This is a genomic window from Brachybacterium sp. ACRRE (assembly GCF_022346485.1).
Taxonomy (GTDB): Bacteria; Actinomycetota; Actinomycetes; order Actinomycetales; family Dermabacteraceae; genus Brachybacterium; species Brachybacterium halotolerans.
In genome coordinates this window covers 20,747-43,268 of sequence record NZ_JAKRMO010000022.1, presented here as the reverse complement: position 1 = coordinate 43,268, position 22,522 = coordinate 20,747, and the positions used below count along the sequence as shown (strand labels likewise).

Below are 22,522 nucleotides of genomic sequence, written 5' to 3'. Positions count from 1 at the left end.
GATGACGATCCCACCGCCCCAGCCTCCCGGCGAGTCCCCCTCCGCCCAGGAGGGCACCGAGCTCGCCGCCGAGGCCGCCGTCGTCGCCGCCACGGCCCGCGAGCGCTGGTACCTGCGCCTGCCGATCATCAGCCATCTGCGCCGAAGCGTCGGCCTGCAGAGGGGCATGCTCGTCGCGGGCCTCGTGCTCGTGCTCGGCCTGCTCCTCACGGCGCTGTTCGCACCGCTGCTCGCGCCCTACGGCTTCGCCGAGACCTCGGCCGACGGTGCCTCCTTCGGCACCCAGCAGCCGCCGTCGGGCGCGCATCCGCTGGGCACCACCGTCGCCGGCTACGACGTGCTCTCGCGCGTCATCTGGGGGACCCGCACGGCCGTGGCCGTGATGGCCTGCGCCGTCGTGCTGTCCCTGTTCATCGGGGTCGCGCTCGGACTGATCTCCGGATACGTGGGCGGCTGGCTCGACCGGATCCTGGTGATGCTGGCCGACGCGATCTACGCCTTCCCCTCCCTGCTGCTCGCGATCGTCATGTCGATCGTGATCTCCGGCGGCCAGTCGAGCGCAGGCGGCGGCATCCTCGCCGCGGCCATCTCGATCACCGTGGTGTTCGTGCCCCAGTACTTCCGGGTCATCCGCGCCGAGGTGGTGCGGCTGAAGGCCGAGCCCTTCGTCGAGGCCGCGAAGGTCATCGGCACCGGGCACCGGCGCATCATGGGCACCCACCTGCTGCGCAACTCCACCCGCACCCTGCCCCTGATCTTCACCCTCAACAGCTCCGAGGCGATCCTGACCCTCGCCGCGCTGGGCTTCCTGGGCTTCGGCATCGAGCCGACGAGCGCCTCCGAGTGGGGCTACGACCTCAACCGGGCCATGGCCGACGCGACCTCCGGCATCTGGTGGACGGGCCTGTTCCCGGGCCTCGCGATCGTCGCCGCCGTGCTCGGCGTGACCCTCGTGGGCGAGTCCATCAACGACCTCAACGACCCGCGCCTGCGCGTGCGGCGGAAGCGGCGGGGCGGCCCCGCAGGAACCACCTCGACGGAGGCCATGGCATGAGCGAGATCCTCGACGAGCGCACGAGCGGGTCCGCGAGCGCTCCGGCGCGTCTGGCGATCCGCGACCTCGACGTCACCTTCGCGACCGACGCCGGGGAGGTCCACGCGGTCGACGGCGTCAGCCTCGAGGTCGCCCCCGGCGAGATCCTCGCCGTCGTCGGCGAATCGGGCTCGGGCAAGTCCGTGACCGCGCGCAGCATCCTGGGCCTGCTGCCCGAGACCGCCGAGGAGTCCGGTGCCGTCCTGGTCTCCGGCACCGACGTCGTCGGCCTCAGCGGCGCGCGCCTGCGCGCGCTGCGCGGCGAGGACGTCTCGATGGTCTTCCAGGAGCCCTCGAGCGCACTGAACCCGGTGTTCCCGATCTGGTGGCAGATGGGGGAGGGGCTGCGCGCCCACCAGCCGAAGCTCACGCGCAAGCAGATCCGCGCGAAGGCGATCGAGGCGCTCACGGCCGTCGGCATCCCCGACCCGGCCGAGCGCATCGACCGCTACCCGCACGAGTTCTCCGGCGGGCAGAAGCAGCGCATCATGATCGCGATGGCCCTCGCCCTCGAGGCGGAGCTCATCGTGGCCGACGAGCCCACCACCGCCCTCGACGTCACCGTGCAGGCCGAGATCCTGGACCTGCTGCGCGACGTGCGCGACCGCTTCGGCACCTCGATCATCGTCATCACCCACAACATGGGGGTCGTCGCCGATCTCGCCGACCGCGTGGCCGTCATGCACCACGGCCGCGTCATCGAGCAGGCGGGCGTGCGCGAGCTGTTCGCCGAGCCCCGCGAGGAGTACACGCGGAACCTGCTCGAGGCCGTCCCGCACCTGGGGCGCCGCAGCGCCTGGAGCGCCCTGTCCCGCGAGCAGCAGGAGACGATCGAGTCCGCCGAGCCGCTGGTGACCGCGAAGAACCTGGTCATCGAGTATCCCGGCCGACTGGGACGACCCGCCTTCCGCGCGGTCGACGGCGTGGACCTCGCCATCCGCCGCGGCGAGGTCTTCGGCCTGGTGGGGGAGTCCGGCTCGGGCAAGACCACCATCGGCCGCACCATCGCGGGCCTGGAGAAGGCGACGGGCGGCAGTCTCACGGTGCTGGGCCACGAGATGCTGGGCCTGCGCGAGCGGGCCTTCAAGCCCGTGCGGCGCCGCATCGGCTTCGTCTTCCAGGACCCCGCGACCTCCTTCAACCCGCACCTGACCATCGAGGAGTGCATCGCCGAGCCGCTCGCCGTGCACGAGCGCGGCCTGTCCGCCCAGGCGCGCTCGCAGAAGGTGGGGGAGCTGCTCGAGGCCGTCGAGCTGCCCGCCGGGCACCGCCGCCGCTACCCGCACGAGCTCTCGGGCGGGCAACGACAGCGCGTCTCGCTCGCGCGCGCCCTCGTGCTGGATCCCGAGCTGCTCATCGCCGACGAGCCGACGAGTGCGCTCGACGTGTCCGTGCAGGCCACGGTGCTCGAGCTCTTCCGCGAGCTGCAGGAGCGGCTGGGATTCGCCGCCCTGTTCATCAGCCACGACCTCGCCGTCGTCGACTCCCTCGCCCACCGCATCGGCGTCCTCTACCGCGGCCGTCTCGTGGAGCAGGGGCACGGCCCGGACGTGCTGCAGGATCCGCAGGACCCGTACACGAGGCGCCTCATCGCCTCGCTGCCGGTGCCCGATCCGGTGGAGCAGGAGCGCCGCCGGATCGCGTTCGCCCAGGAGTTCGGCCCGGCAACCGAGCGCTGACCCGCGCGACGGCGGCGCTCGGCCGCTGATGCTGCCGAGGTCGAGCCCGGCGTCCCCGGGGGCGTCCGCGGCCCCGGTCCGGCGGGTCTCGGCCATGACCAGCGTCGATGGGGACTTCTCCCCATGGTCGGATGTCGGTGGTCGGACCTAGTGTTCGAGGTGCCCCCACGGGGGATCGGGCTGATGCCCGGTGGGGAGCGGACGATCGGCTCCGCGCGACGGAGGGGGTCCGTCGGCGCGGGGCCGAGTTCGTCGACCGGATGAGCGGCCCGCGCGTCGTCCCGCTCCGCCCGGCCCCGCCTCGATCGCGCTGATTGGCACAGGTACCTGAAACCGTTAGTATCAGGAACGGTCGGTATCGGTATCCGTTCTGCGGTGCGCCTGCGCGCGGCACCTCCGTCGGACCCGGGGCCGGCGCCCCCACACCCGTCGAAGGAGACACCGTGCCCGAGGCCGTCATCGTCGCCGCTGCCCGCTCGCCCATCGGCCGCGCCCGCAAGGGCTCTCTCATCTCGATCCGCCCCGACGACCTCGCCGGGCAGATGATCGGGGCGGCCCTCGAACAGGCCCCCGGCCTCGACCCCGCCACCATCGACGATCTGCAGCTGGGCTGCGCGATCCCCGAGGGCTACCAGGGCGGCAACCTCGCCCGCACCGTCGCCATCCGCCTGGGCCTGGACACCGTGCCCGGCGCCACCGTCACCCGCTTCTGCGCCTCGAGCATCCAGACCACCCGCACCGCCTTCCACGCGATCCGCGCGGGCGAGGCGCACGCCGTGATCTCCGCCGGCGTCGAGTCCATCTCCATGAGCAGCGGGAAGCTCATGGAGGAGGACGACCGCGACCCGCTGTTCCGCGACGCCTGGGAGCGCACCGACAAGCGCGCGAGCCGCGAGATCCCCGCCCCGTGGCACGACCCGCGGGAGGACGGCGACCTGCCCGACCCGTACATCCTCATGGGCCAGACCGCCGAGAACGTCGCCGAGCTGCGCGGCATCACCCGCGAGGCGCAGGACGAGTTCGCCGTGCGCTCGCAGAACCGCGCCGAGGCGGCCATCGCCTCCGGATTCTTCGACCGCGACATCACGCCGGTCACCCTGCCCGACGGCACCGTCGTCTCCGCCGACGACTCCCCGCGCGCGGGCGTCACCTACGAGTCCGTCTCCCAGCTCGACCCCGTCTTCCGTCCCGGCGGGACGATCACGGCGGGCAACTGCTGCCCGCTGAACGACGGCGCCGCGGCGCTCGTCGTCATGTCCGACGAGCGCGCCCGCGAGCTCGGCCTCACCCCGCTCGCGCGGGTCGTCTCCACCGGCGTCTCCGGTCTCAGTCCGGAGATCATGGGCCTCGGCCCCGTCGAGGCCACCCGCCGCGCCCTCGACCTCGCCGGCATGAGCATCGGCGACATCGACCTCGTCGAGCTCAACGAGGCCTTCGCCGCCCAGGTCATCCCCTCCGCCGACGACCTCGGCATCGACCACGACAAGCTCAACGTCCACGGCGGCGCGATCGCGCTCGGCCACCCCTGGGGCCAGACCGGCGCCCGCATGACCACCACCCTCATCCACGGCCTGCAGGAGCGCGACGGCGCGCTGGGCCTGGCCACGCTGTGCGTCGGCGGTGGCCAGGGCATGGCCCTGATCCTCGAGAGGATGTCCTGATGACCACGACCGACCACCCCGGCCAGCCCCAGACCCCTCCGGCCCCGAGCACCGACGCGGGCGCCGCCCGCTCCGAGCGCGCCGGCGACGCCGCGACCGGCATCGGCCCCGGCCCCGTCGTCTCGGCCCCCGACCCGACCGCCGCGACTCCGGCCGAGCTGCTGCCGATCGAGGCCGACCACTTCGCCCTCTTCCAGCACGTCGCCGGAGAGGATCTGCGGGCTTGGGCCGACGCACGCCGCCTCGCGGAGGACCTCGAGCGCCTGAACGAGGCATGGGATCGCGCCGAGTACCCGACCGAGCTGATCGCGAAGCTCGGCGACCTCGACCTGCTCACCGACGGGCTCGACGTCCCCGGGCACCGCGCGCTCAGCCCGCTCGCGGCGGGCCTGGTGAACATGGAGCTCTCCCGGATCGACGGGTCGCTCGGCACCATGGTGGGCGTCCAGGGCGGTCTCGCCCTGCGCTCGATCGTGCTGCTGGGCTCCGATGCGCAGAAGGAGCGCTGGGTCGAGCCCCTGGTCGCCGGCCGCGAGTTCGGCGCCTTCGCCCTCACCGAGCCCGACCACGGCTCCGACTCCGTCTCGCTCGAGACCACCGCCCGTCGCGACGGCGATCAGTGGGTGCTCAGCGGCCAGAAGCGCTGGATCGGCAACGGCGTGAACGGCCACGTCTCCGTGGTCTGGGCGCGCGTCGACGACCCGAGCGACGAGACGCTGCACGGCCAGGTCTCCGGGTTCCTCGTCGCCCAGGACCTCCCCGGCTACGAGGCCGAGGTCATCACCGGCAAGGTCGCCCTGCGCGCCATCCACCAGGCGCACATCCGCCTGGACGACGTGCGCGTGGGGCTGGATGCGCGCCTGCCCGGCGCGCGCTCCTTCAAGGACACCTCGAAGGTCCTCTTCGCGACCCGCGCGGGCGTCGCCTGGGGCGCCCTCGGGCACGCCACCGCCTGCTACGAGGCCGCCCTCGAGCACGCGCGCACCCGCATCCAGTTCGGCCGGCCCCTCGCCAAGGCGCAGAACGTGCAGGTGCGCCTGGCGGACATGCTGCAGACCCTCACCTCCATGCAGCTGTACTGCACCCGCCTCGCCGAGCTCGAGACCGCGGGAGCGATCAGCCCCGAGCAGGCGTCGCTCGCCAAGGTGCACAACACCCGCGCCGCGCGAGAGATCGCCTCGAACGCCCGCGACCTGCTGGGCGGCTCCGGGATCCTGCTCGAGAACCGCGTGGTGCGCCACCGCAGCGACATCGAGGCCCTCCACACCTACGAGGGCACCGACACCATGCAGTCGCTCATCGTGGGCCGGAAGGTGACCGGGGTCAGCGCCTTCGTGTGACGCGATGACCGGCCCGCGCGAGGGGGCGGGCCGGTCCGAGGGTCGACGCGCGAGGGCGTGGGCCGGCGCACGAGGGCGTGGGTCGACGCACGGGGGCGGGTGCGGGCCCGTCGGACCGCGGGATACTGCCGCCATGGACTTCGATGTCGACGACGCCGCCACCCTGATGGCGCTGCTGGACGAGAAGCGTCCGAGGCTCGTCACCCAGTCCCTGCTCTCGGGGTGGGACATGCTGCAGACCGACCTCCCCTCCCGCGAGCGGATCGAGAGCGCAGCCGCCGTCCTCGTGGGCACCGGCCTCGCCACGGTCGACGCGGACTGGGGGATGCAGCTCACCGCCGAGGGCGCACGGATCCGCCGAGCGGTCCCCGGTCGCGGCCTCGGCATGCGCCAGATCCCGGGGATCCTGGGTGCGCAGCTGCGCGCGAGGGGCGTGGCGCGCGCCGACCTCACCCTGCCTGCCTCCCTCTACGACGCGGCGTACTCCGCGTACATGGACGCCGCCGCGCACCGCGAAGAGCGCGCCTACCGCCGGCACTGGTGGGAGACCTGGAAGCCCCGTCGGCAGGACTGAGGCGATTGCAGCGCCCGGACACCGCGCCGCCCGGTCACCGCATCGCGGCGATCTCCTCGTCCGAGTGCAGGATGCAGAACTCGTTCCCCTCGGGATCGGCCAGGACCACCCAGCCGCTGCCGGGACCGTGGATGCCGCGCAGATCGGCCACCTGCGTCGCGCCCAGCTCGAGCAGGTGCGCCAGCTCCTGATCCTGCGTGTCACGGCGCGGACGGAGGTCCAGGTGCAGGCGATTCTTGATGGACTTCGCCTCGGGCACCTCGAGGAACAGCAGGGTGTGGCCGGTCGCGGGATCGTGGATCGCGCACTCCTCGTGGCCCGGGAAGTTCGGGTCCTCGGGATCGTCGACGTACCCGAGCACCTTCTTCCAGAACTCCGAGAGCGCGAACGCGTTCGCGCAGTCGATGGACGTATGGGAGACATAGCTCGTCATGGCCCCATCGAACGCCGGGGATGCGTGGGCGGCAAGGGGATTGCCGTCGACGGGCCCCGACTTAGAGTCACCTGACCGGTGACGGCGGTCACAGCTCCTCGTCACAGCGCCCGTGTTCGGGTCATCGCGACCATAAGGTCTCCGCAACCGTAAAGGTCCGCGTGACTTTAACTGGAGGTGACCGCTGTGGCCGATCCCGTCTCCCTCGCCGTCTCGACGGTGATCTTCGCGCTGCGCCCCCATCCCAGCACCCGTCTGCCGGTGCTCTGGGTCCCGCTCGTGCGCCGCATCCGCGACCCCCACCAGGGGAAATGGGCACTTCCCGGAGGTCCGCTAGGCGCCAGCGAGGGCCTCGCGGCATCGGCGGGCCGGACGCTGCGGGAGACCACGCGGCTCACCCCGCGCTACCTCGAGCAGCTCTACGCCTTCGGGAGCCTGGACCGCGCGCCGTCGGCCGCGGATCGCACCGTCTCGGTCATCTACTGGGCGCTGGTGCGCTCCGAGGAGGCCGACGCGAGCCTCGAGTCGGTCAACGTGCGCTGGTTCGTCGCGGACGAGCTGCCCGAGCTCGCCTTCGACCACTCGCTCATCGTCGAGTACGCGCTGTGGCGACTGCGCAACAAGGTCGAGTACTCCCGCATCGCCGCGGCCTTCCTGGGGGAGACCTTCACCCTCGCCGAGCTGCGCGCCGTCCACGAGGCCGTGCTTCGCCGGCGCCTGGACCCCGCGAACTTCCGTCGTCAGATGGAGGCGAGCGGACGACTCGTCCCCACGGGCGAGTACCGCGCCGGCGGCCGTCACCGCCCCGCGCAGCTCTTCCGCCACGACGAGTCCATCCACCTCGCCGACAACGGCCCCCTCACCGGCCTCTGACCAGAACCCATCGCCCCAGCACTCATCGCCCCATCGCCCCACCGCACACCCTGGAGAACCCGATGACCACCACCGCCTCGGTTGACCTCACCATCCGCGACATCTCGACGGGCGCCGCCCGCGGCAGCACCTGCTCGACCGCGCTGCTGGACGCGCCGTGGGACGTGGACGCCGGGCCCTCGACATACGGCCCCGGCGCCTCCCAGGCCGACCCGATCCCCGGCGCCGCGCCCCGCCAGGGCGGCATCCCCGAGCGCTATCGGCAGGCGAGCCGCGAGGAGCTCGACCGGCGCATCCGCGCCGCGAAGGCCGAGCTGGGGGACAGGGTCGTGGTCCTCGGCCACTTCTACCAGCGCGACGAGGTCGTGCAGTACGCCGACTACGTGGGCGATTCGTTCCAGCTCGCGAACGCCGCGAAGGCCCGCCGCGAGGCGGAGGCGATCATCTTCTGCGGGGTGCACTTCATGGCAGAGACCGCCGACCTCCTCTCCGGCCCCGAGCAGGCGGTCATCCTGCCGAACCTCGCCGCCGGCTGCTCGATGGCCGACATGGCCGATATCGACCAGGTTGAGGAGTGCTGGGAGCAGCTCATGGAGGTCTATGCCGAGGAGCTCGGCGGGACGGACGCGTCGGGCGCCGCCGATGGAGCGGGCGCGGCCGACGGGGACGACGTCCTCGCCCCGGTCATTCCCGTGACCTACATGAACTCCTCCGCGGCGATCAAGGGCTTCGTGGGCCGCCACGGCGGGATCGTGTGCACCTCCTCGAACGCGGCGACCGTGCTCGAGTGGGCCTTCGCACGCGGCCGACGCGTGCTGTTCTTCCCCGATCAGCACCTGGGTCGCAACACCGCGAAGGCGATGGGGATCCCGCTCGAGCAGATGCCGATGTGGAACCCGCGCAGCCCGCTCGGCGGCAACGACGAGCAGACCCTGCGCGACGCCCGGGTCGTGCTCTGGCACGGCTTCTGCTCGGTCCACAAGCGCTTCACCACCGCCCAGATCGACAAGGCCCGCGCGGAGCATCCCGGTGTGCGCGTGATCGTCCACCCCGAGTGCCCGATGCCCGTCGTCGACGCGGCCGACGAGGCCGGCTCCACGGACTACATCCGCAAGGCCATCGAGGCGGCCGAGGAGCCCACGACCTTCGCGATCGGCACCGAGATCAACCTCGTCCAGCGCCTGGCCGCCCAGCATCCGCAGCACACGATCTTCTGCCTGGATCCTGTGGTGTGCCCGTGCTCGACGATGTACCGCATCCACCCCGGCTACCTCGCCTGGGCCCTCGAGTCCCTGCTCGAGGGCGAGGTCATCAACCGCATCACCGTCGGCCCCGACGTCGCCGATCCCGCCCGCCTCGCCCTCGAGCGCATGCTCGCCGCGAAGCCGGGGGCCGTCAGCGGCGGAACGACCGGAGCGACCGGAGCAGCCTCAGCGACCGGCGCGTCCGCAGCAGCGACCGGCACTCCGTCCGGCGCGGCGCGCGCATGACCCGCGTCCTGCGGGCCGACGTGCTCGTCGTCGGCTCGGGCATCGCGGGACTGACGGCCGCCCGGCGCGTCGCCCGCACCTGCCGCGTGGTGCTCGTGACCAAGGGAGCGATCGACGACTCGGCGACCGCGAAGGCCCAGGGCGGCATCGCCGGAGCCCTGGCCCCGCAGGACTCGCCCGCGCAGCACGCCGCCGACACGCACCTCGCGGGGGCGGGGCTGTGCCTCGAGGACGCCGTGCGCGTGCTCTGCGAGGAGGGGCCGGACCGGATCCGCGAGCTCATCGACCTCGGAGTCGTCTTCGACCGGGTCGAGGGGGACGCCGAGGACCCCGACCTCCCGTACGCGATGGGCCTGGAGGGCGCGCACTCGCGGCCCCGCATCCTGCACGCCGGAGGGGATGCGACCGGTCGGGCGATCGAGGATGCCCTGGTCGGCTCCGTCCGACGCGCACCGATCGAGGTGCTCGAGCAGACGGCGCTCATCGATCTGCTGGTTTCCGCGCCGAGCAGTGCCCGGTCCGGTCACGGCGCCGCACGGGTTTCTGACACCCACGACGTTCCCGCGGGAACGTCTTGTCCCGGTCCGCGGGACGAGGAGTATCAGTCCGCGAACTATTGCGAGCGCGGGCACGGGCACGAGCGCGCGCCCCGCGTCGTCGGCGCCACGTTCCTCGGTGCCGACGGGACCCCACTCGAGGTCCGCGCGGACGCGGTGGTCCTCGCGACCGGCGGCGCCGGACAGCTCTTCTCCCACACCACGAACCCCGAGGTCGCCACGGGGGACGGAGTCGCCGCCGCCTGGCGCGCGGGCGCGCGCGTCGCCGATCTCGAGTTCGTGCAGTTCCACCCCACGGCCCTCACCGGCAGCGCCTTCCTCGTCTCCGAGGCCGTGCGCGGAGAGGGCGCCGTCCTGCGCGATGTCGAGGGCCTGCGGTTCATGCTCGACATCGACCCGCGCGCCGAACTCTCTCCCCGCGATGTCGTCGCCCGGGCCATCGCCCGCGTCATGGCCTCCCAGCACGGGCACCCCGTGCTGCTGGACGCGAGGGACATCGGCCGTGCCGAGCTCTCCCGACGCTTCCCGACCATCGATGCCGCCGTGCACGCAGCGGGGCTCGACTGGGCGTCCCGGCCGATCCCGGTGACCCCGGCCGCCCACTACGCGATGGGCGGGATCCGCACCGACCTCGACGGGCGCACGAGCCTCCCGGGCCTGTTCGCCGCGGGGGAGTGCGCCTGCACCGGTGTGCACGGCGCGAACCGCTTGGCCTCGAACTCGCTGCTCGAAGGCGCCGTCTTCGGTGCGCGCGCCGGAGAGACCGCGGCCGTCGAGGCCGCTGGGTCGGCTGTTGGGGCGCGCGCTGACTCCCACGCAGCACCCGCTGCAGGCACCGCGGCGCTCGCCGCGGTGCCTGCAGCGGGGCCCGCATGGACACGCCACGACCTGCAGGAGCTCATGTGGGAGCGCGTGGGGCTGCTGCGCACGGGCGACCAGCTCGCGCACGCCGCCCGGGTCCTGGACGGCTGGTCCGCCCCGACGCCCAGCACCGTGGCCGCGGTCGAGGATCGCAACCTCCTGCATCTCGCCCGCCTCACGGTCGCGGCGGCCCGCGCCCGCACGGCTTCCGCCGGTGCCCACCACCGGCTCGACGATCCGTCGGCCGCGGACACGATGGCCCAGCACTCGACGATCCCTGCGCCGTCAGCTCCTGCCCCGTCGGCCTCTCCCGATCCCGCCCCCGCCACCCGAGCCCTCCAGGAGGTCCCCGCATGCTGACCACCGCCCACATCGACCGCGTCGTCTCCGCGGCGCTCGCCGAGGACGCGCCCTGGGGCGACGCCACCTGCGAGGCCTTCCTCCCCGCGGACGCCCGCGCCGCGGCGCAGCTCACCGCCCGCGAGGCCGGGGTGCTCGCCGGCATCGACGTGGTCCGCACCACCTTCCGGCTCACGGACGCGTCGGTCCAGGTCACCGCGCATGCGGTCGACGGGGAATCCTTCGTCGCCGGCCAGGTGCTCGCCGAGATCGAGGGTCCCGCGCGCGCCGTCCTCCAGGCCGAGCGGATCGCCCTGAACTTCGCCCAGCGCATGTCCGGCATCGCGACGCTCACCCGCGCCTTCGTCGACGAGGTCGAGGGGACCGATGCGCGCATCACCGACACCCGCAAGACCACCCCCGGCCTGCGCGCCCTCGAGCGCCATGCGGTGCGCTGCGGCGGCGGCGTGAACCACCGCTTCTCCCTCTCCGACGGCGTGATGGCCAAGGACAACCACCTCGCGGTGCTGCGCAGCCAGGGCCTCGACCTCACCGAGGCGATCCGCGCCGCCCGCGAGCGCCTCGGGCACATGACGCGGCTGGAGGTCGAGGTGGACCGCATCGACCAGATCGAGCCCGTCCTCGCCGGCGGCGTCGACGTCATCATGCTCGACAACTTCTCGCTCGCCGACCTTGAGCGCGGTGTGGAGATCGTCGACGGCCGGGCCATCGTCGAGGCCAGCGGCAACGTCACTCTTGAGACCGTCGGGGACATCGCCCGCACGGGCGTCGACGTGATCTCCTCCGGCGCCCTCACCCATTCGGTGCGCAGCCTCGACCTGGGGCTCGATGCGACGGTGAGCGCCGCCCGGTGATGCTGTATCTCGACGCCGCCGCGACCGACGCGGTGCGACGCGAGGCTCTCGAGGCCGCGTGGCCCTACCTGACCGGAGTGTTCGGCAATCCCTCGAGCCATCACAGCGCGGGGGAGGCCGCCGCCGCGGGGCTCGCCGACGCCCGCTCCCGGGTCGCGGCCGTGCTGGGTGCTCGCCGCAGCGACGTCACCTTCACCAGCGGGGGCAGCGAGGCCGCGAACCTCGCGATCAAGGGGCTGGCCCTGGCGAACCCGCGAGGGAAGCACCTGGTCACCTCGCCCATCGAGCACGAGGCCGTCCTCGGCAGCATCGATCACCTGCGGCGCGTGCACGGCTTCGAGGTCTCCTTCGTGACCCCGTCGGCCGACGGGACGATCACTCCCGAGGCCCTGCGCGAGGAGCTGCGTGCGGACACGACCCTGGTCTCCCTCGCGTACGCGAACAACGAGGTGGGAGCCGTCTCGGACGTGCCCGCGCTCGCCGAGGAGGCGCACCGGGTCGGCGCCCTCCTGCACACCGACGCCGTCCAGGCGGCCGGCTGGCTCGACCTGCGCGGGCTCGGCGCGGACGCGCTGACCTTCTCGGGCCACAAGCTCGGCGCGCCCAAGGGGATCGGCGCCGCGATCATCCGCGGCCGCCTGCGCCTCGAACCCCTCGTCCACGGCGGCGGGCAGGAGGCCGGCCGACGCTCGGGCACCGAGAACGTCGCCTTCGCGGTCGCGCTCGCGACGGCGCTCGAGCTCGCCGAGTCCGAGCGCGAGGAGACGGCGATCCGGCTCGCGCCCCTGCGCGACGCCTTCATCGCACGCGTCCTCGGCGCCTGCGAGGGAGCGCTGGTCACGGGGCCGACGGTCGGTGCTGCGGGGGAGGGTCAGTCGTCGGGCACGCCCGCGACTCCGCCGGCCCGCCGCCTGCCGGGACACGCGTCGTTCTGCTTCCCCGGGACCAGCGGCGAGTCGGTGCTGCTCGATCTCGAGGAGCACGGCGTCATCGCGTCGAGCGGCTCGGCGTGCGCGGCCGGCAGCGACGAGCCCTCGCATGTGCTCACGGCCCTGGGCGTCCCGCGGGAGGTGGCGCAGACGGCCGTGCGCTTCAGCTTCCCCCGCAGTGCGGACGCGCAGACCCTGGAGGCCGCGACCGCGGCGGTGGAGTCGGTGCTGCGGGAGCGGTGAGGACGCGTCCCCAGGGCGGTCCGTCCCGCCCTCGTGCCTCTGCCCGCGATCGCCTCATCCCTGGGTCCGCGACCTCGCGTCGAGGTGGAAGGCCAGGAACAGCAGCGCCGCCACCACGATCAGCAGCGGGATCCACAGGGGCGCGTGGATGCTCTCGATGATCAGCGAGGACAGCAGCGTCAGACCGATGACCCCCAGGAAGATCATCCGCGAGGCGATGGGCGTGGGAGCCGTGCCGGTGCGCGGCAGGTCGGAGCGTCGGATCGCGATCCCGTAGATCAGCAGGCCCGCCGCGAGCAGCGCGAACATCACCAGCAGCCGCGCCAGGCCGTTCGTGATCAGCCACGGCGCGTAGGGCATGAGCACGCCCCCGGCCATCAGCAGCGAGGAGAGCACCTGTCCGGGCCAGAGCGGCCTGCCGGTCGCCCCGCTCCGCGGCGCCGTCGTGCTCGCCGCGGGCTTCCGCGGGCTCGTGTCCTTCCTGCCCGCATTCATGCCGCTCCTCCTGCAGCGTCGGCGTCGTCCGCCGGTTCGCCGTCGCCCACGGGTTCGCCGTCGCCCACGGGTTCGCCGCCGCCCAACAGCTCGGCGAACCGGGCGAGGTCCACGTTCCCGCCGGACAGGATGACGCCCACGCGGGGCCGTCTGCCGAGGTCGCCGGCTAGATCCCGTGCCTGCGCGACGGCGGCGGCGAGTCCCAGGCAGCCTGTCGGCTCCACCACGGTCTTCATCCGCGCCGCGAGGAATCGCATCTGGGCGACGAGCTCGGCGTCGCTCGCGGTGAGGATGCCGCTCACGCGCTCCCGGATGATCGCGAAGGTCGTGTCGCCGACGCGCGTGGTCTGCGCGCCGTCGGCGATGGTCCGCGGCACGTCGATGGCCACCGGCTCGCCGGCGTCGAGGGAGCGGCGCACGTCGTCCCCGGCCTCCGGCTCCACGCCGAACACGCGGCAGGCGGGGGAGAGGTCGGCCGCGGCCAGCAGGCTGCCCGAGAGCAGGCCACCGCCTCCGCAGGGCACGAACAGCAGGTCCAGCTCGCCCGCGTCCTCGAGCAGCTCGAGGGCCGCGGTGCCCTGGCCGGCGATGATCGACGGATGGTCGAAGGGCGGGATGACCTCCGCGCCCTGCTCCCGGGCGATGCTGCTCGCGATCGCGGTGCGGTCCTCGCGGTAGCGGTCGTAGAGGACCACCTCGGCGCCGTAGCCGCGGGTCGCCGCGAGCTTCGCGGCCGGGGAGTCCTCGGGCATGACGATGGTGGCGCGGCGCCCCTGCTCGCGCGCTGCGAGCGCGACCGCCTGCGCATGGTTGCCGGAGGAGAACGCGACCACGGGCGTCCCGGGGTCCAGAGCGCTCATCGCCGTGAAGGCTCCGCGGAACTTGAATGCGCCGACGCGCTGCAGGTTCTCCGCCTTCAGCAGCATCTCGCAGCCGGTCAGCGCGTCGAGCGTGCGGGAGGTGAGCACGGGCGTGCGATGGGCGACGCCGTCCAGGAGGCGCGCTGCCTCGCGCACGTCGGCGATCGTGGGTGCGCTCACGCGGGTTCCTTCTTCCTGCTGCGGCCGGGTCCCGTCCGACTCTATGCGGCCGACGGGACCGGCCGTCGGACCCCTGCGTACGGTGGGGCCATGGCGACACCGACCACCGGTCCCTTCGGGGACCTCCCCACCGCGCCCTACGACCCGCCCGTGCCGCCGCACGCCCCCGGGACGGACGTCGTCCAGCGCAGCGTCCGCGACTTCCCCGAGACCGGCCCGGCCGTGGGCTTCGCCGTCGCCGGCACGGTGCTGCACGACTCCGAGGACCTCATCGTGATGATGACCGTCCCCGGCTCGGAGATGGCGGGACGCGGCGGCCCCCGCTCGGGCCCGAACGGCCGGCTCGTCGCGCCGGGCGACTGGGATGGTTCCTACGAGCTGTCCGCGTGGCGCGGCAGCACGGTGGTGCGCGCGCACCGACCGGGCGAGCCCTGGTCGATCTGGCGCTGGCACGACGGCACGGACTGGACGCCCCGCTGGTACGGGAACCTCGAGGCGCCCTGGCGGCGCACCCCGCTCGGCTACGACATGCAGGACTGGGCGCTCGACGTGGTCGCCGAGGGCGATCCTGCGACCGACGACTGGCGCGTCGCGATGAAGGACGAGGACGAGCTGGCATGGTTCGTGGACAACGGCACCGCGACCCGCGAGATCGCCGAGCGCATCACCGAGGTGGGGGCGACGGTGCGCGGCATCTTCGAGCGCCGCGAGGGTCTGGTCGGCGCCGACTGGGGTGCCTTCGTCCCTCCGGCCGACGCGGGACTCGTGACGTTTCCCGAGGGCTGGCAGGAGCTGCGACCGTGAGGCCGCTGCGATGGCCGGTGCCGCTGCCGACGCAGGTGCGACGACGAGAGAGGAGAGCGCCATGGACCAGCGCACGCGGCTGAGCATCCTCCTGGGGTTCCTCGCGGTGCTCGTCCTCGGGATCGTGATCGGGGTCGAGAGCCTCACCGCGGGCACTCTCGTCGGCGTCCTGGGCTGCCTCGTGGTGCTCACGATCGGCTGGTGGTCGGGCCGGCGCGGACGCCACACCGCCTGGGCCGAGGCATCGGCGCAGATCGCCCCGGGCCGCGCCCTGGTGCTGTGGAAGCCCGGCTGCGTCTACTGCGAGCGACTTCTGCTGAGCCTCGGACGCGACTCGCGCGTGACCTGGGTGAACGTGTGGCAGGACGAGCAGGCGAACGCACGCGTGCGCGAACTGAACGGCGGCGACGAGCTCACGCCCACGGTGATCATCGGCGACCAGGTGCTGCGCAATCCCTCCGCCGACGAGATCCGCGCGCTGCTCTGATCAGGGCCGATGAGATCCGTCGGACCGATCCGATCCGCAACGGACGTGCCCGCTCGGCGCGGCGAACCGCTCAGCGCGGGGAGGCGGGTGCGGGGCCGTCGACGTCCTGCGGACCCCTCGCAGTGGGCTGGACGAAGTGCCCCTCCCGGGCGCGCTGCAGCGACGCGACGTCGTCGAAGCGCAGCAGCGCGGTGAAGCCGACGAAGACGACGAGCATGGCGAGGAGCCCCCATGCGGTGAATCCGAGGCTCTCCGCGAGGAGCACGAGCACCACCAGCGGGACCGCCGCGATCGCACTCACCGCGACGACCCTGCCGCTGCGGGTCACGCGCCCTCCGAGATGACGGCGCCGAACGAGCCCTCCGAGGAAGAGCCCTCCGTACATGAGGACTGCATAGACCAGCCACGGCCACCAGCTCGTGGTCACGGTGGTGAGCACCATCATCACCGCGAGGGCGCCGCAGAGCATCACGGCCTGGAGCAGCGTGAGCACGAGCGGGATGGGCCGAGGCGTGCTCCGCTCGGCCGATGCGCCCGCGGAATTCTGCGTCGTCCGCGCTGTCCGCACGTCTTCGGGTGTCGGTGTCGTCGGCGTCGCCGGCATCGTGGTCCCCCTCGATCGCCGCGCCCTGTTCCCGGTCGTACGGGCCCTTCGCGGCGGACCGGGCCCGCTCCTCGACCGTACGGAACCGTGGAGGACGCGGCAACCGTTCGGGTGCTCAGGGCGTGTTCACGGCCCCGAAGTTCAGGGTGCCGCGAAGCCCGAGAGCACCCCGAGCACGCGCGGACCCGTGTTCGCGACCAGCAGGATGAGGCCGCAACCATCCGCGGTGACCTGGGAGAGGATCTCTGCCACCAGCGTGGCCCCGGCTCCCGGGCATCAAGGACGAGTGCGCGTGATCTTCATGGAGCTGACAATGAAGCAACGGCGAAGCGACAAGGAGAAGAACGACCTCGACTGTGAAGACACCGACGATGCCGACAAGTCCAGCATCCTCGACGAGCTCGTCGACCGCACCGGTCGACTCGAGCCGCTATCGATCGCGAAGACGCCGGCCATTCACCGGACCCGCGCCCCAGCGGTTCTGGAAGCACCCGTGAGCGCCGCGGAGACTCTTGCTCCTAGGCACCGATGCTTCTTTCCCGGAGGCTGTGCAAGGAGGCTCGGGGAGCGGGTCGATGACGGAGCTGTTCCGCGGACAAGCCCGGGTGCACGGTGACGAGGCCTGGCCGTGAGCCAGCGGGATCAGGGCCGCTGGCGCCGAGGTCGGCGTCGGCGGGGAGGCCGACCGGGCGTTGTCGTGCCCGATGTTGGCCGGTGGCCCATGCGGCCAGCGTCACCGAGGCCCAGCCGATGCCCATGCCCGAGATGTCGTCGAGGATGTAGTGCCAGCCGAAGTAGATGGTGGCGACCGTCGTCACGCCGAAGAAGGTCCAGGCGGTCACTCGGAGGGCTGCCCTCTGATTCGTGCGCCTCATGAACAGCGCTGCGGCGAAGGTGACGGAGACGTGGAGCGACGCGAACGCGGCGACACCCTGGATGGAGTCGCTGCCGACCGGGTTGCTGAGAAAGTCGAGGCGCGTGGCGATGAGCGAGTCCTGGAGCTGGCTGACTCCGGTGTCGGGCAGTGTCCGGTAGGCCTCGGGATCGCTGAACGCCGGGCCGACCGACGGCAGGATGTAATAGCTGACGGTGCCGAGAACCCAATTGAGACACAGGGTCGTGGCGTACCAGGCGCCGATGGAAGGCGTACGACTGAGCACGAGGAACGCACCGAGGCTGATCGGGACGAGCGGAAGATAGGCCAGGTAGGCGAGGGAGAGGAAGTTCGCAGCGATGTCGGTCCCGAGCAGATGGTGCAGCATCACTGCCGGGTTGTGGCCCTCGGTGAGCGAGGAGTCGATGTGGAGCAGCTGCCGGTCGAAGAGAGTGCCGCGACGGTACACCGGAAGCATGCTCTTGAGGTTGCGGTAGGCGACATAGCAGACATAGAAGCTCAGCAGTCCCGTGCCGATGCACAGCAGACGGTGGACGTTCCATTCCTTCTTGGCGACGTCGACGATTGCGGCGGGGAGGTGCCGCACCCCGCTTCGTCTCACCGCGTCCACGATGAGCCCGCCGCCGATGAACGCGAGAGCCAGCAGAGGCAGGCGGACATAAGAGGGTCCGAGAAAGCCGTCGGGGTCCCGCAGAGGGAGACCGAGGTAGAGGGACGAGACCACGGCGGCTGCTCCGATGAGCAGAGAGAGCGCCACGGCGAACGTGTAGGGCCAACGTCGCATTCGGGTCATCGGGATATTCTCGTGACTGTTTTTAACGTTGCCTAGGATTTCTCTTGGCGCCCGCTGACCGGGTGAACGGGCTTCGGCGAGGTGCCGGTCAGAAGTCCGACGACCTCAAGGGGTTCCGGCCCGGCGAGTCGCGTCATCCGAGTGGACATGGGGCGTCCGTGATCGAGCTCCCGATCTCTGAGAAGCCGGGCCCTGCCTCCTGGCCCGCACCCCACAGGGCCGATTCAGGGCGTGCGCACGGCCCCGAAGATCAGGGTGCGGCGCAGGGCGAAGCCGAGCTTCTCGTAGGCGGCGATCGCACCGGTGTTCTCGGCGCCCGTGTGCAGCAGGGCGCGGTCGCCGCGCTGCTGGATGGCGTGGGCGACGTCGAGCACGAGGCGCGAGGCCAGGCCCTGCCGGCGCTGGTCGGCGTCCACGGCCACGGCGCTGATCTCGGTCCAGCCGTCGGGGTGCAGGCGCTCCCCGGCCATGGCCACCAGGCGCCCCTCGCGCCGGATCCCCACGTAGCGCCCCAGCTCATGGGTGCGAGGCAGGAACGGGCCGGGCTGATTGCGCTCGACGAGGGCGAGCATCTCCGGTGCGTCGTCGGCGCCGAGCACCACCGCCTCCTCATCTGGGCGGGTCTGCAGTGCGGGCGTCTGGGTGAGCTGCACGCCGTCGATGCGGTGCGCCCAGCTCCACCCCTCGGGCAGCGTCGGATCCGCGTGGGAGACGCTGACGACCGCGTCGTGCCCGAACACGTCGAGGATCGCGTCCCACACGCCCGGGTCCTCCCAGTCCTTCACGCCGACGAACGGCGAGACGTCGTGCGGGTAGCGCAGCACCAGATCGTTCCCGATCGCGAAGTGCGAGTGCGCGCCCGTGAGCGCGGACCAGGCGGGGGAGTCCAGCACGGAGTCATCCGTGGCGGAGGAGGCGGTGTCGGCGAGCGTGACCATCGGCGGGGCGTTCTCCTGGAGCAGGTGGGGGACGGTTCTTCACGGTAGATCCGCGAGGCGGGGAGGGGACAGGCCCGGAGCGCGGGTGTGACGAAGGGAGAACGCATGCGGCGGGCGCGGATCGTGCGGCGGGCGCGGATCGGCTGATCGAGCGGAGGGCGCGGACGGGGCCGGCCGGACGTCCGCGCCCCTCCCGCCTCCGCATCTGCGCCGCTAGGCTCGTGGCACGCCCGGATCACCGCCGACCGGGATCGCGGATCGGACCCTCAGGAGGGACGTCATGGACTTCAGCGACACCATCATCGTCGGGTACGACGGCTCCGATCAGTCGGCCATGGCCCTGCGCTGGGCGGCGCGGCTGGCGAAGTCGGGGAGGAAGCCGCTCGCCATCATCCACGCCTGGATCTTCCCGCTGGTCACCAAGGATCTGGGGCCCGTCAAGGGCGTCTCCGGATCCGGCCACCGCAACGTCGCCGAGCAGCTGCTGAAGGAGGCCGCGGGCATCGCCGAGGAGACAGCGCCCGGCGTGGAGGTGCGCACGGAGCTGATCACCGGCAATCCGCGAGCGGTCCTCGAGACGGCGTCGCGGACCGCCCTGCTGATGGTCGTCGGCAACCGCGGTCTCGGCGGATTCCTCGGGATGCTGCTCGGCTCGGTGAGCCTGGGGCTGATCACCCACGCCGGCTGTCCCGTGATCGTGGTGCGCGAGGCCGAGGCGCCGCACGGCCCCGTCCTGGTCGGGGTCGACGGCTCCGAGGCGAGCCTCGAAGCCGTCGACGCCGGCGTCCGCCTCGCGCGCGCCCTCGGCGAGGGCCTGACCCTGCTGCACGTGCGCGGCACGGTCGACGGACACGTCGTCGAGGGCGACGGCGCCGAGCGGATCCTCGACGAGGCGACCGCCCGCGCCCACGCGTCGGCCCCTGATCTGGCGGTCAGCTCACAGGTCGCGGAGGGGAGCAGCGTTCCCGACGGGCTCCTGCAGGCCTCGGCCGAGGCAGGCATGCTCGTGCTCGGCTACCAGGGACGCCACGGCCGCCTCTTCGGTTCGACGGCACATGCCGTGGTGCATCACGCCCAGTGCACGACCGTGATCTGCCGCCACGAGTTCCGCGGCGAGCCGGACCCCTCGTCCCAGCAGCCGGCCTGAGGCGCCCCGGAGCCTCGGCGTCGCTCACTCCTGCTGTGCGGCGATCGCACGCGCCCGCTCCACCTGCACGCGCTTGTCCCAGCGCAGCTCGACGAACAGGCCGACGGCGGTCGCGGCGACGAGCGTCCACCGGGCGGGCGACGGGACCGTCAGCGGCGTCGCCGTCACGGCCAGCACGATGATCAGCAGGGTGAGCCCACCGACCACGAGCTGACGCATCGATCGCTCCAGTCCGGATCCTGCGCAGAGCATCCGCGTGAAGCCGTCGATGAGCACGAGCGCGATCACCAGCGCGCCGCACATGATGGTGCGCGCGAGCAGCCCCAGGGGCAACAGGCCGAGCATGGTCGCCGCAGCGCCGGCACCCAGCAGTGCCTCCGCCAGGGTCCATCCCCAGGGCACGGGACGCGGATGGGGGACGACGGGGCTGTAGCCGGAAGACATGGCGCACCTCCTGCGCGAGGTCTCCTTCCCAGCGTACGCGCGGGTGCGCTGGCGAGCTCCTGCGGTGCCGGAGGGTCGCTCCTCCTTGTGGTGCTCACCGAGCTCCCTTAAGGTCGGACATCAGACGTCCCTCGGTGGGTCCCTTCAAGGCGACTGCCCGCGCCGCCGACGGACAGGAACGAAGGAGCTCCCGTGACGTCTTCTCCTCGCACCGCCGGACCTCATCGCCGCACCGTTCTCGGTGCGGGCGCCGGCGCCCTCGCCTCTCTGCTCACCCTCCCCGCGGCCGCGCACGCGGCCCCCACCGGCCACGGTCATGGTCATGGCCATGGCCATGGCCATGACCAGGGGCACGGCAGCGGCCGCGGGCATGGCCACGGCGGCAGCACCGGCGGCCGCTTCCTCACGGAGACCCTCGCGGTCGGCGGCGACGGCGTGTTCCCGAACTACCGGATCACGGCGCTCGTGCAGCTCGAGAACGGCGACGTCCTCGCCGCCTACGACGGCCGCCCCACCGGCATCGATGCCCCCGGCCCCAACTCGATCCTCCAGCGCCGCTCCCGCGACGGCGGCCGCACCTGGGAGGAGCGGACCGTCATCGAGCAGGGTCACGACGGCGAGGACAAGATCGGGTTCTCCGACCCGAGCTACGTCCACGACCGCATCACCGGCACCCTGTTCAACTTCCATGTCTTCTCCAAGGACGCCGGCTTCTTCGAGAGCGGCTTCGGGAACGACGACGCCGATCGCATGGTCCTGAGCTCGACCGTCTCGGTCTCGGAGGACGGCGGCCGCACCTGGACGTCACGGCGCCTGACCGAGGTCACCAAGCCCGACGACGTCCGCGGCATGTTCGCGACCAGCGGCTGCGGCATCCAGATCACCCGAGGGAAGCATCGCGGCCGCCTCGTCCAGCAGTACATCGGGCAGTGGCGCGACGAGTCGTTCCGCGCCTACTCCGTGTTCTCGGACGACCACGGCGAGACCTGGCGGATGGGCGAGCCGACGGGCGTGAACATGGACGAGAACAAGGTCGTCGAGCTCAGCGACGGCACGCTCATGCTGAACTCGCGCGTCCACAGCGGGGACACCGCGCGCTACGTCGCCCTCTCCCGCGACGGCGGGGAGACCTGGTCCGAGCCCGTCCTCGACGCGACGCTCACCGATCCGCGGAACAACGCCTCGATCATCGCCATGGATCCGGGGGCGCGGGCGGGCTCGGACGCGGCGAAGGAGCTGCTGTTCTCGAACTCGGACAGCGCGACCGCGCGCGTCAACGGCACCGTGCGCTATTCCTACGACGACGGTGAGACCTGGCCGGTGAAGAAGACCTACCAGGCGGGCGACCACGCGTACTCCCAGCTTGCAGCGCTCGAGGACGGCACCTTCGGCGTGCTCTTCGAGGGAGAGGGTGCCAACACCATTGTCTTCGGCCGCTTCGACCGCGACTGGTTGAACCCCTTCCGCCTGCACGTCCCCGACACCTCTGCGAAGGTCGCTGCGGGCGGTGAGGTCGAGGTCGCCGTGACCCTGCGCAACGACGAGAAGCGCGCACTGCCCGCCTCCCGCGTCACGGCGGAGCTGCCCGAGGGCTGGAGCGCTGAGAGCGTGCATGTGTCGGCCCTGCCCCCGGGCCGCAGCCGCACCGTCCGCCTGCGCGTCACCGCGCCGGCCGATGCCGAGGCGGCGACCGTGACCGGCGACGTCACGATCAGCGCGGGGCCGTTCTCGCTGCGCGGGGACCTGGAGGTCACCGTCCGGGCCTGAGCATCCGGCCGTCGGTCCGACGGGGAGCGCCGCATACGGGGCGCCCCGCGGGGAGTGCCGCACATGCGGCGCTCCCCGTCGTCGCTCTCCGCCTCGTTGGACACTCCCGGCCCGCCTGCGGCATGCTGTACCTGAAACCGTCGGTATCAGGAATCAGCGCC

General features: G+C 72.4%; 21 protein-coding genes. 14 read left to right on the top strand and 7 right to left on the bottom strand.

Annotated features, from left to right (window positions below; translation table 11 throughout):
- Position 1 precedes the first annotated feature (1 nt).
- The 5 genes from MHY49_RS08425 to MHY49_RS08405 all read left to right on the top strand — a co-directional run bounded on the left by MHY49_RS08425 (position 2) and on the right by MHY49_RS08405 (position 6,347).
- A complete protein-coding gene (locus MHY49_RS08425) occupies positions 2 to 1,054 on the top strand; it encodes an ABC transporter permease (RefSeq protein ID WP_239203568.1) in 1,053 nt (350 codons plus the stop codon).
- Positions 1,051 to 2,772 carry an ABC transporter ATP-binding protein gene (locus MHY49_RS08420; protein WP_239203567.1) on the top strand — a complete coding sequence of 574 codons (1,722 nt, stop codon included), beginning with the start codon at positions 1,051 to 1,053 and terminating at the stop codon, positions 2,770 to 2,772. Before MHY49_RS08425 ends, MHY49_RS08420 begins: the two co-directional genes overlap by 4 nt.
- A gap of 443 nt (positions 2,773 to 3,215) precedes the next feature.
- On the top strand, positions 3,216 to 4,433 hold the full coding sequence (locus MHY49_RS08415) for an acetyl-CoA C-acetyltransferase (protein ID WP_239203566.1): 1,218 nt from the start codon (positions 3,216 to 3,218) through the stop codon (positions 4,431 to 4,433).
- Positions 4,433 to 5,773, top strand: a complete 1,341-nt coding sequence (locus MHY49_RS08410) for an acyl-CoA dehydrogenase family protein (RefSeq protein ID WP_239203565.1) — start codon at positions 4,433 to 4,435, stop codon at positions 5,771 to 5,773. Before MHY49_RS08415 ends, MHY49_RS08410 begins: the two co-directional genes overlap by 1 nt.
- Before the next feature lie 133 nt (positions 5,774 to 5,906).
- Positions 5,907 to 6,347 (top strand): hypothetical protein, encoded by a 441-nt coding sequence (locus tag MHY49_RS08405; RefSeq protein WP_239203564.1) that lies wholly within the window; start codon positions 5,907 to 5,909, stop codon positions 6,345 to 6,347.
- Positions 6,348 to 6,381: 34 nt separating this feature from the next.
- On the opposite strand, the gene MHY49_RS08400 is transcribed toward MHY49_RS08405, so the two are convergent.
- Positions 6,382 to 6,780, bottom strand: coding sequence for a VOC family protein (locus tag MHY49_RS08400; protein ID WP_239203563.1), 399 nt, complete (start codon positions 6,778 to 6,780; stop codon positions 6,382 to 6,384).
- A 177-nt stretch (positions 6,781 to 6,957) separates the two neighbouring features.
- Here MHY49_RS08400 and MHY49_RS08395 point away from each other — a divergent pair, with 177 nt between their 5' ends.
- From MHY49_RS08395 to MHY49_RS08375, 5 genes are all read left to right on the top strand, one after another.
- Positions 6,958 to 7,653, top strand: a complete 696-nt coding sequence (locus MHY49_RS08395) for an NUDIX domain-containing protein (RefSeq protein ID WP_370646059.1) — start codon at positions 6,958 to 6,960, stop codon at positions 7,651 to 7,653.
- A gap of 62 nt (positions 7,654 to 7,715) precedes the next feature.
- Entirely contained in the window at positions 7,716 to 9,143 is a 1,428-nt protein-coding gene (nadA, locus tag MHY49_RS08390; protein ID WP_239203561.1) for a quinolinate synthase NadA, read from the top strand.
- Positions 9,140 to 10,921, top strand: coding sequence for an L-aspartate oxidase (locus MHY49_RS08385; RefSeq protein ID WP_239203560.1), 1,782 nt, complete (start codon positions 9,140 to 9,142; stop codon positions 10,919 to 10,921). The genes nadA and MHY49_RS08385 overlap by 4 nt, the downstream gene beginning before the upstream one ends.
- On the top strand, positions 10,915 to 11,775 hold the full coding sequence (nadC, locus tag MHY49_RS08380) for a carboxylating nicotinate-nucleotide diphosphorylase (protein WP_239203559.1): 861 nt from the start codon (positions 10,915 to 10,917) through the stop codon (positions 11,773 to 11,775). Before MHY49_RS08385 ends, nadC begins: the two co-directional genes overlap by 7 nt.
- Positions 11,775 to 12,947, top strand: a complete 1,173-nt coding sequence (locus tag MHY49_RS08375; protein ID WP_239203558.1) for a cysteine desulfurase family protein — start codon at positions 11,775 to 11,777, stop codon at positions 12,945 to 12,947. Before nadC ends, MHY49_RS08375 begins: the two co-directional genes overlap by 1 nt.
- A gap of 54 nt (positions 12,948 to 13,001) precedes the next feature.
- Here MHY49_RS08375 and MHY49_RS08370 read toward each other — a convergent pair whose 3' ends face one another.
- Together MHY49_RS08370 and MHY49_RS08365 are read right to left on the bottom strand one after the other, a co-directional pair.
- A complete protein-coding gene (locus MHY49_RS08370) occupies positions 13,002 to 13,442 on the bottom strand; it encodes a hypothetical protein (RefSeq protein ID WP_239203557.1) in 441 nt (146 codons plus the stop codon).
- On the bottom strand, positions 13,439 to 14,482 hold the full coding sequence (locus tag MHY49_RS08365) for a threo-3-hydroxy-L-aspartate ammonia-lyase (RefSeq protein WP_239203556.1): 1,044 nt from the start codon (positions 14,480 to 14,482) through the stop codon (positions 13,439 to 13,441). Before MHY49_RS08365 ends, MHY49_RS08370 begins: the two co-directional genes overlap by 4 nt.
- A 90-nt stretch (positions 14,483 to 14,572) precedes the next feature.
- Here MHY49_RS08365 and MHY49_RS08360 point away from each other — a divergent pair, with 90 nt between their 5' ends.
- Positions 14,573 to 15,286 (top strand): DUF402 domain-containing protein, encoded by a 714-nt coding sequence (locus tag MHY49_RS08360; RefSeq protein WP_228357082.1) that lies wholly within the window; start codon positions 14,573 to 14,575, stop codon positions 15,284 to 15,286.
- A 61-nt stretch (positions 15,287 to 15,347) separates the two neighbouring features.
- Positions 15,348 to 15,773 (top strand): hypothetical protein, encoded by a 426-nt coding sequence (locus MHY49_RS08355; protein ID WP_239203555.1) that lies wholly within the window; start codon positions 15,348 to 15,350, stop codon positions 15,771 to 15,773.
- 70 nt (positions 15,774 to 15,843) lie between these two features.
- Here MHY49_RS08355 and MHY49_RS08350 read toward each other — a convergent pair whose 3' ends face one another.
- From MHY49_RS08350 to MHY49_RS08340, 3 genes are all read right to left on the bottom strand, one after another.
- Positions 15,844 to 16,266 (bottom strand): hypothetical protein, encoded by a 423-nt coding sequence (locus tag MHY49_RS08350; protein WP_239203554.1) that lies wholly within the window; start codon positions 16,264 to 16,266, stop codon positions 15,844 to 15,846.
- 629 nt (positions 16,267 to 16,895) lie between these two features.
- On the bottom strand, positions 16,896 to 18,029 hold the full coding sequence (locus MHY49_RS08345) for a phosphatase PAP2 family protein (protein WP_239203553.1): 1,134 nt from the start codon (positions 18,027 to 18,029) through the stop codon (positions 16,896 to 16,898).
- A gap of 260 nt (positions 18,030 to 18,289) precedes the next feature.
- The gene (locus tag MHY49_RS08340; protein WP_239203552.1) at positions 18,290 to 19,003 is read right to left on the bottom strand and encodes a GNAT family N-acetyltransferase; all 714 of its coding nucleotides are present in this window, start codon (positions 19,001 to 19,003) and stop codon (positions 18,290 to 18,292) included.
- 280 nt (positions 19,004 to 19,283) lie between these two features.
- On the opposite strand from MHY49_RS08340, the gene MHY49_RS08335 reads away from it, so the two are divergent.
- Positions 19,284 to 20,150: a universal stress protein gene (locus MHY49_RS08335; RefSeq protein WP_239203551.1), complete on the top strand. Its 867-nt coding sequence runs from the start codon at positions 19,284 to 19,286 to the stop codon at positions 20,148 to 20,150.
- Positions 20,151 to 20,174: 24 nt separating this feature from the next.
- Here the strand turns inward: MHY49_RS08335 and MHY49_RS08330 are convergent, their stop codons facing one another.
- Entirely contained in the window at positions 20,175 to 20,594 is a 420-nt protein-coding gene (locus MHY49_RS08330; RefSeq protein ID WP_239203550.1) for a hypothetical protein, read from the bottom strand.
- Between the two features lie 192 nt (positions 20,595 to 20,786).
- Between MHY49_RS08330 and MHY49_RS08325 the strand changes: the two genes are divergently transcribed.
- The gene (locus MHY49_RS08325; protein WP_239203549.1) at positions 20,787 to 22,361 is read left to right on the top strand and encodes an exo-alpha-sialidase; all 1,575 of its coding nucleotides are present in this window, start codon (positions 20,787 to 20,789) and stop codon (positions 22,359 to 22,361) included.
- Positions 22,362 to 22,522: the final 161 nt, after the last annotated feature.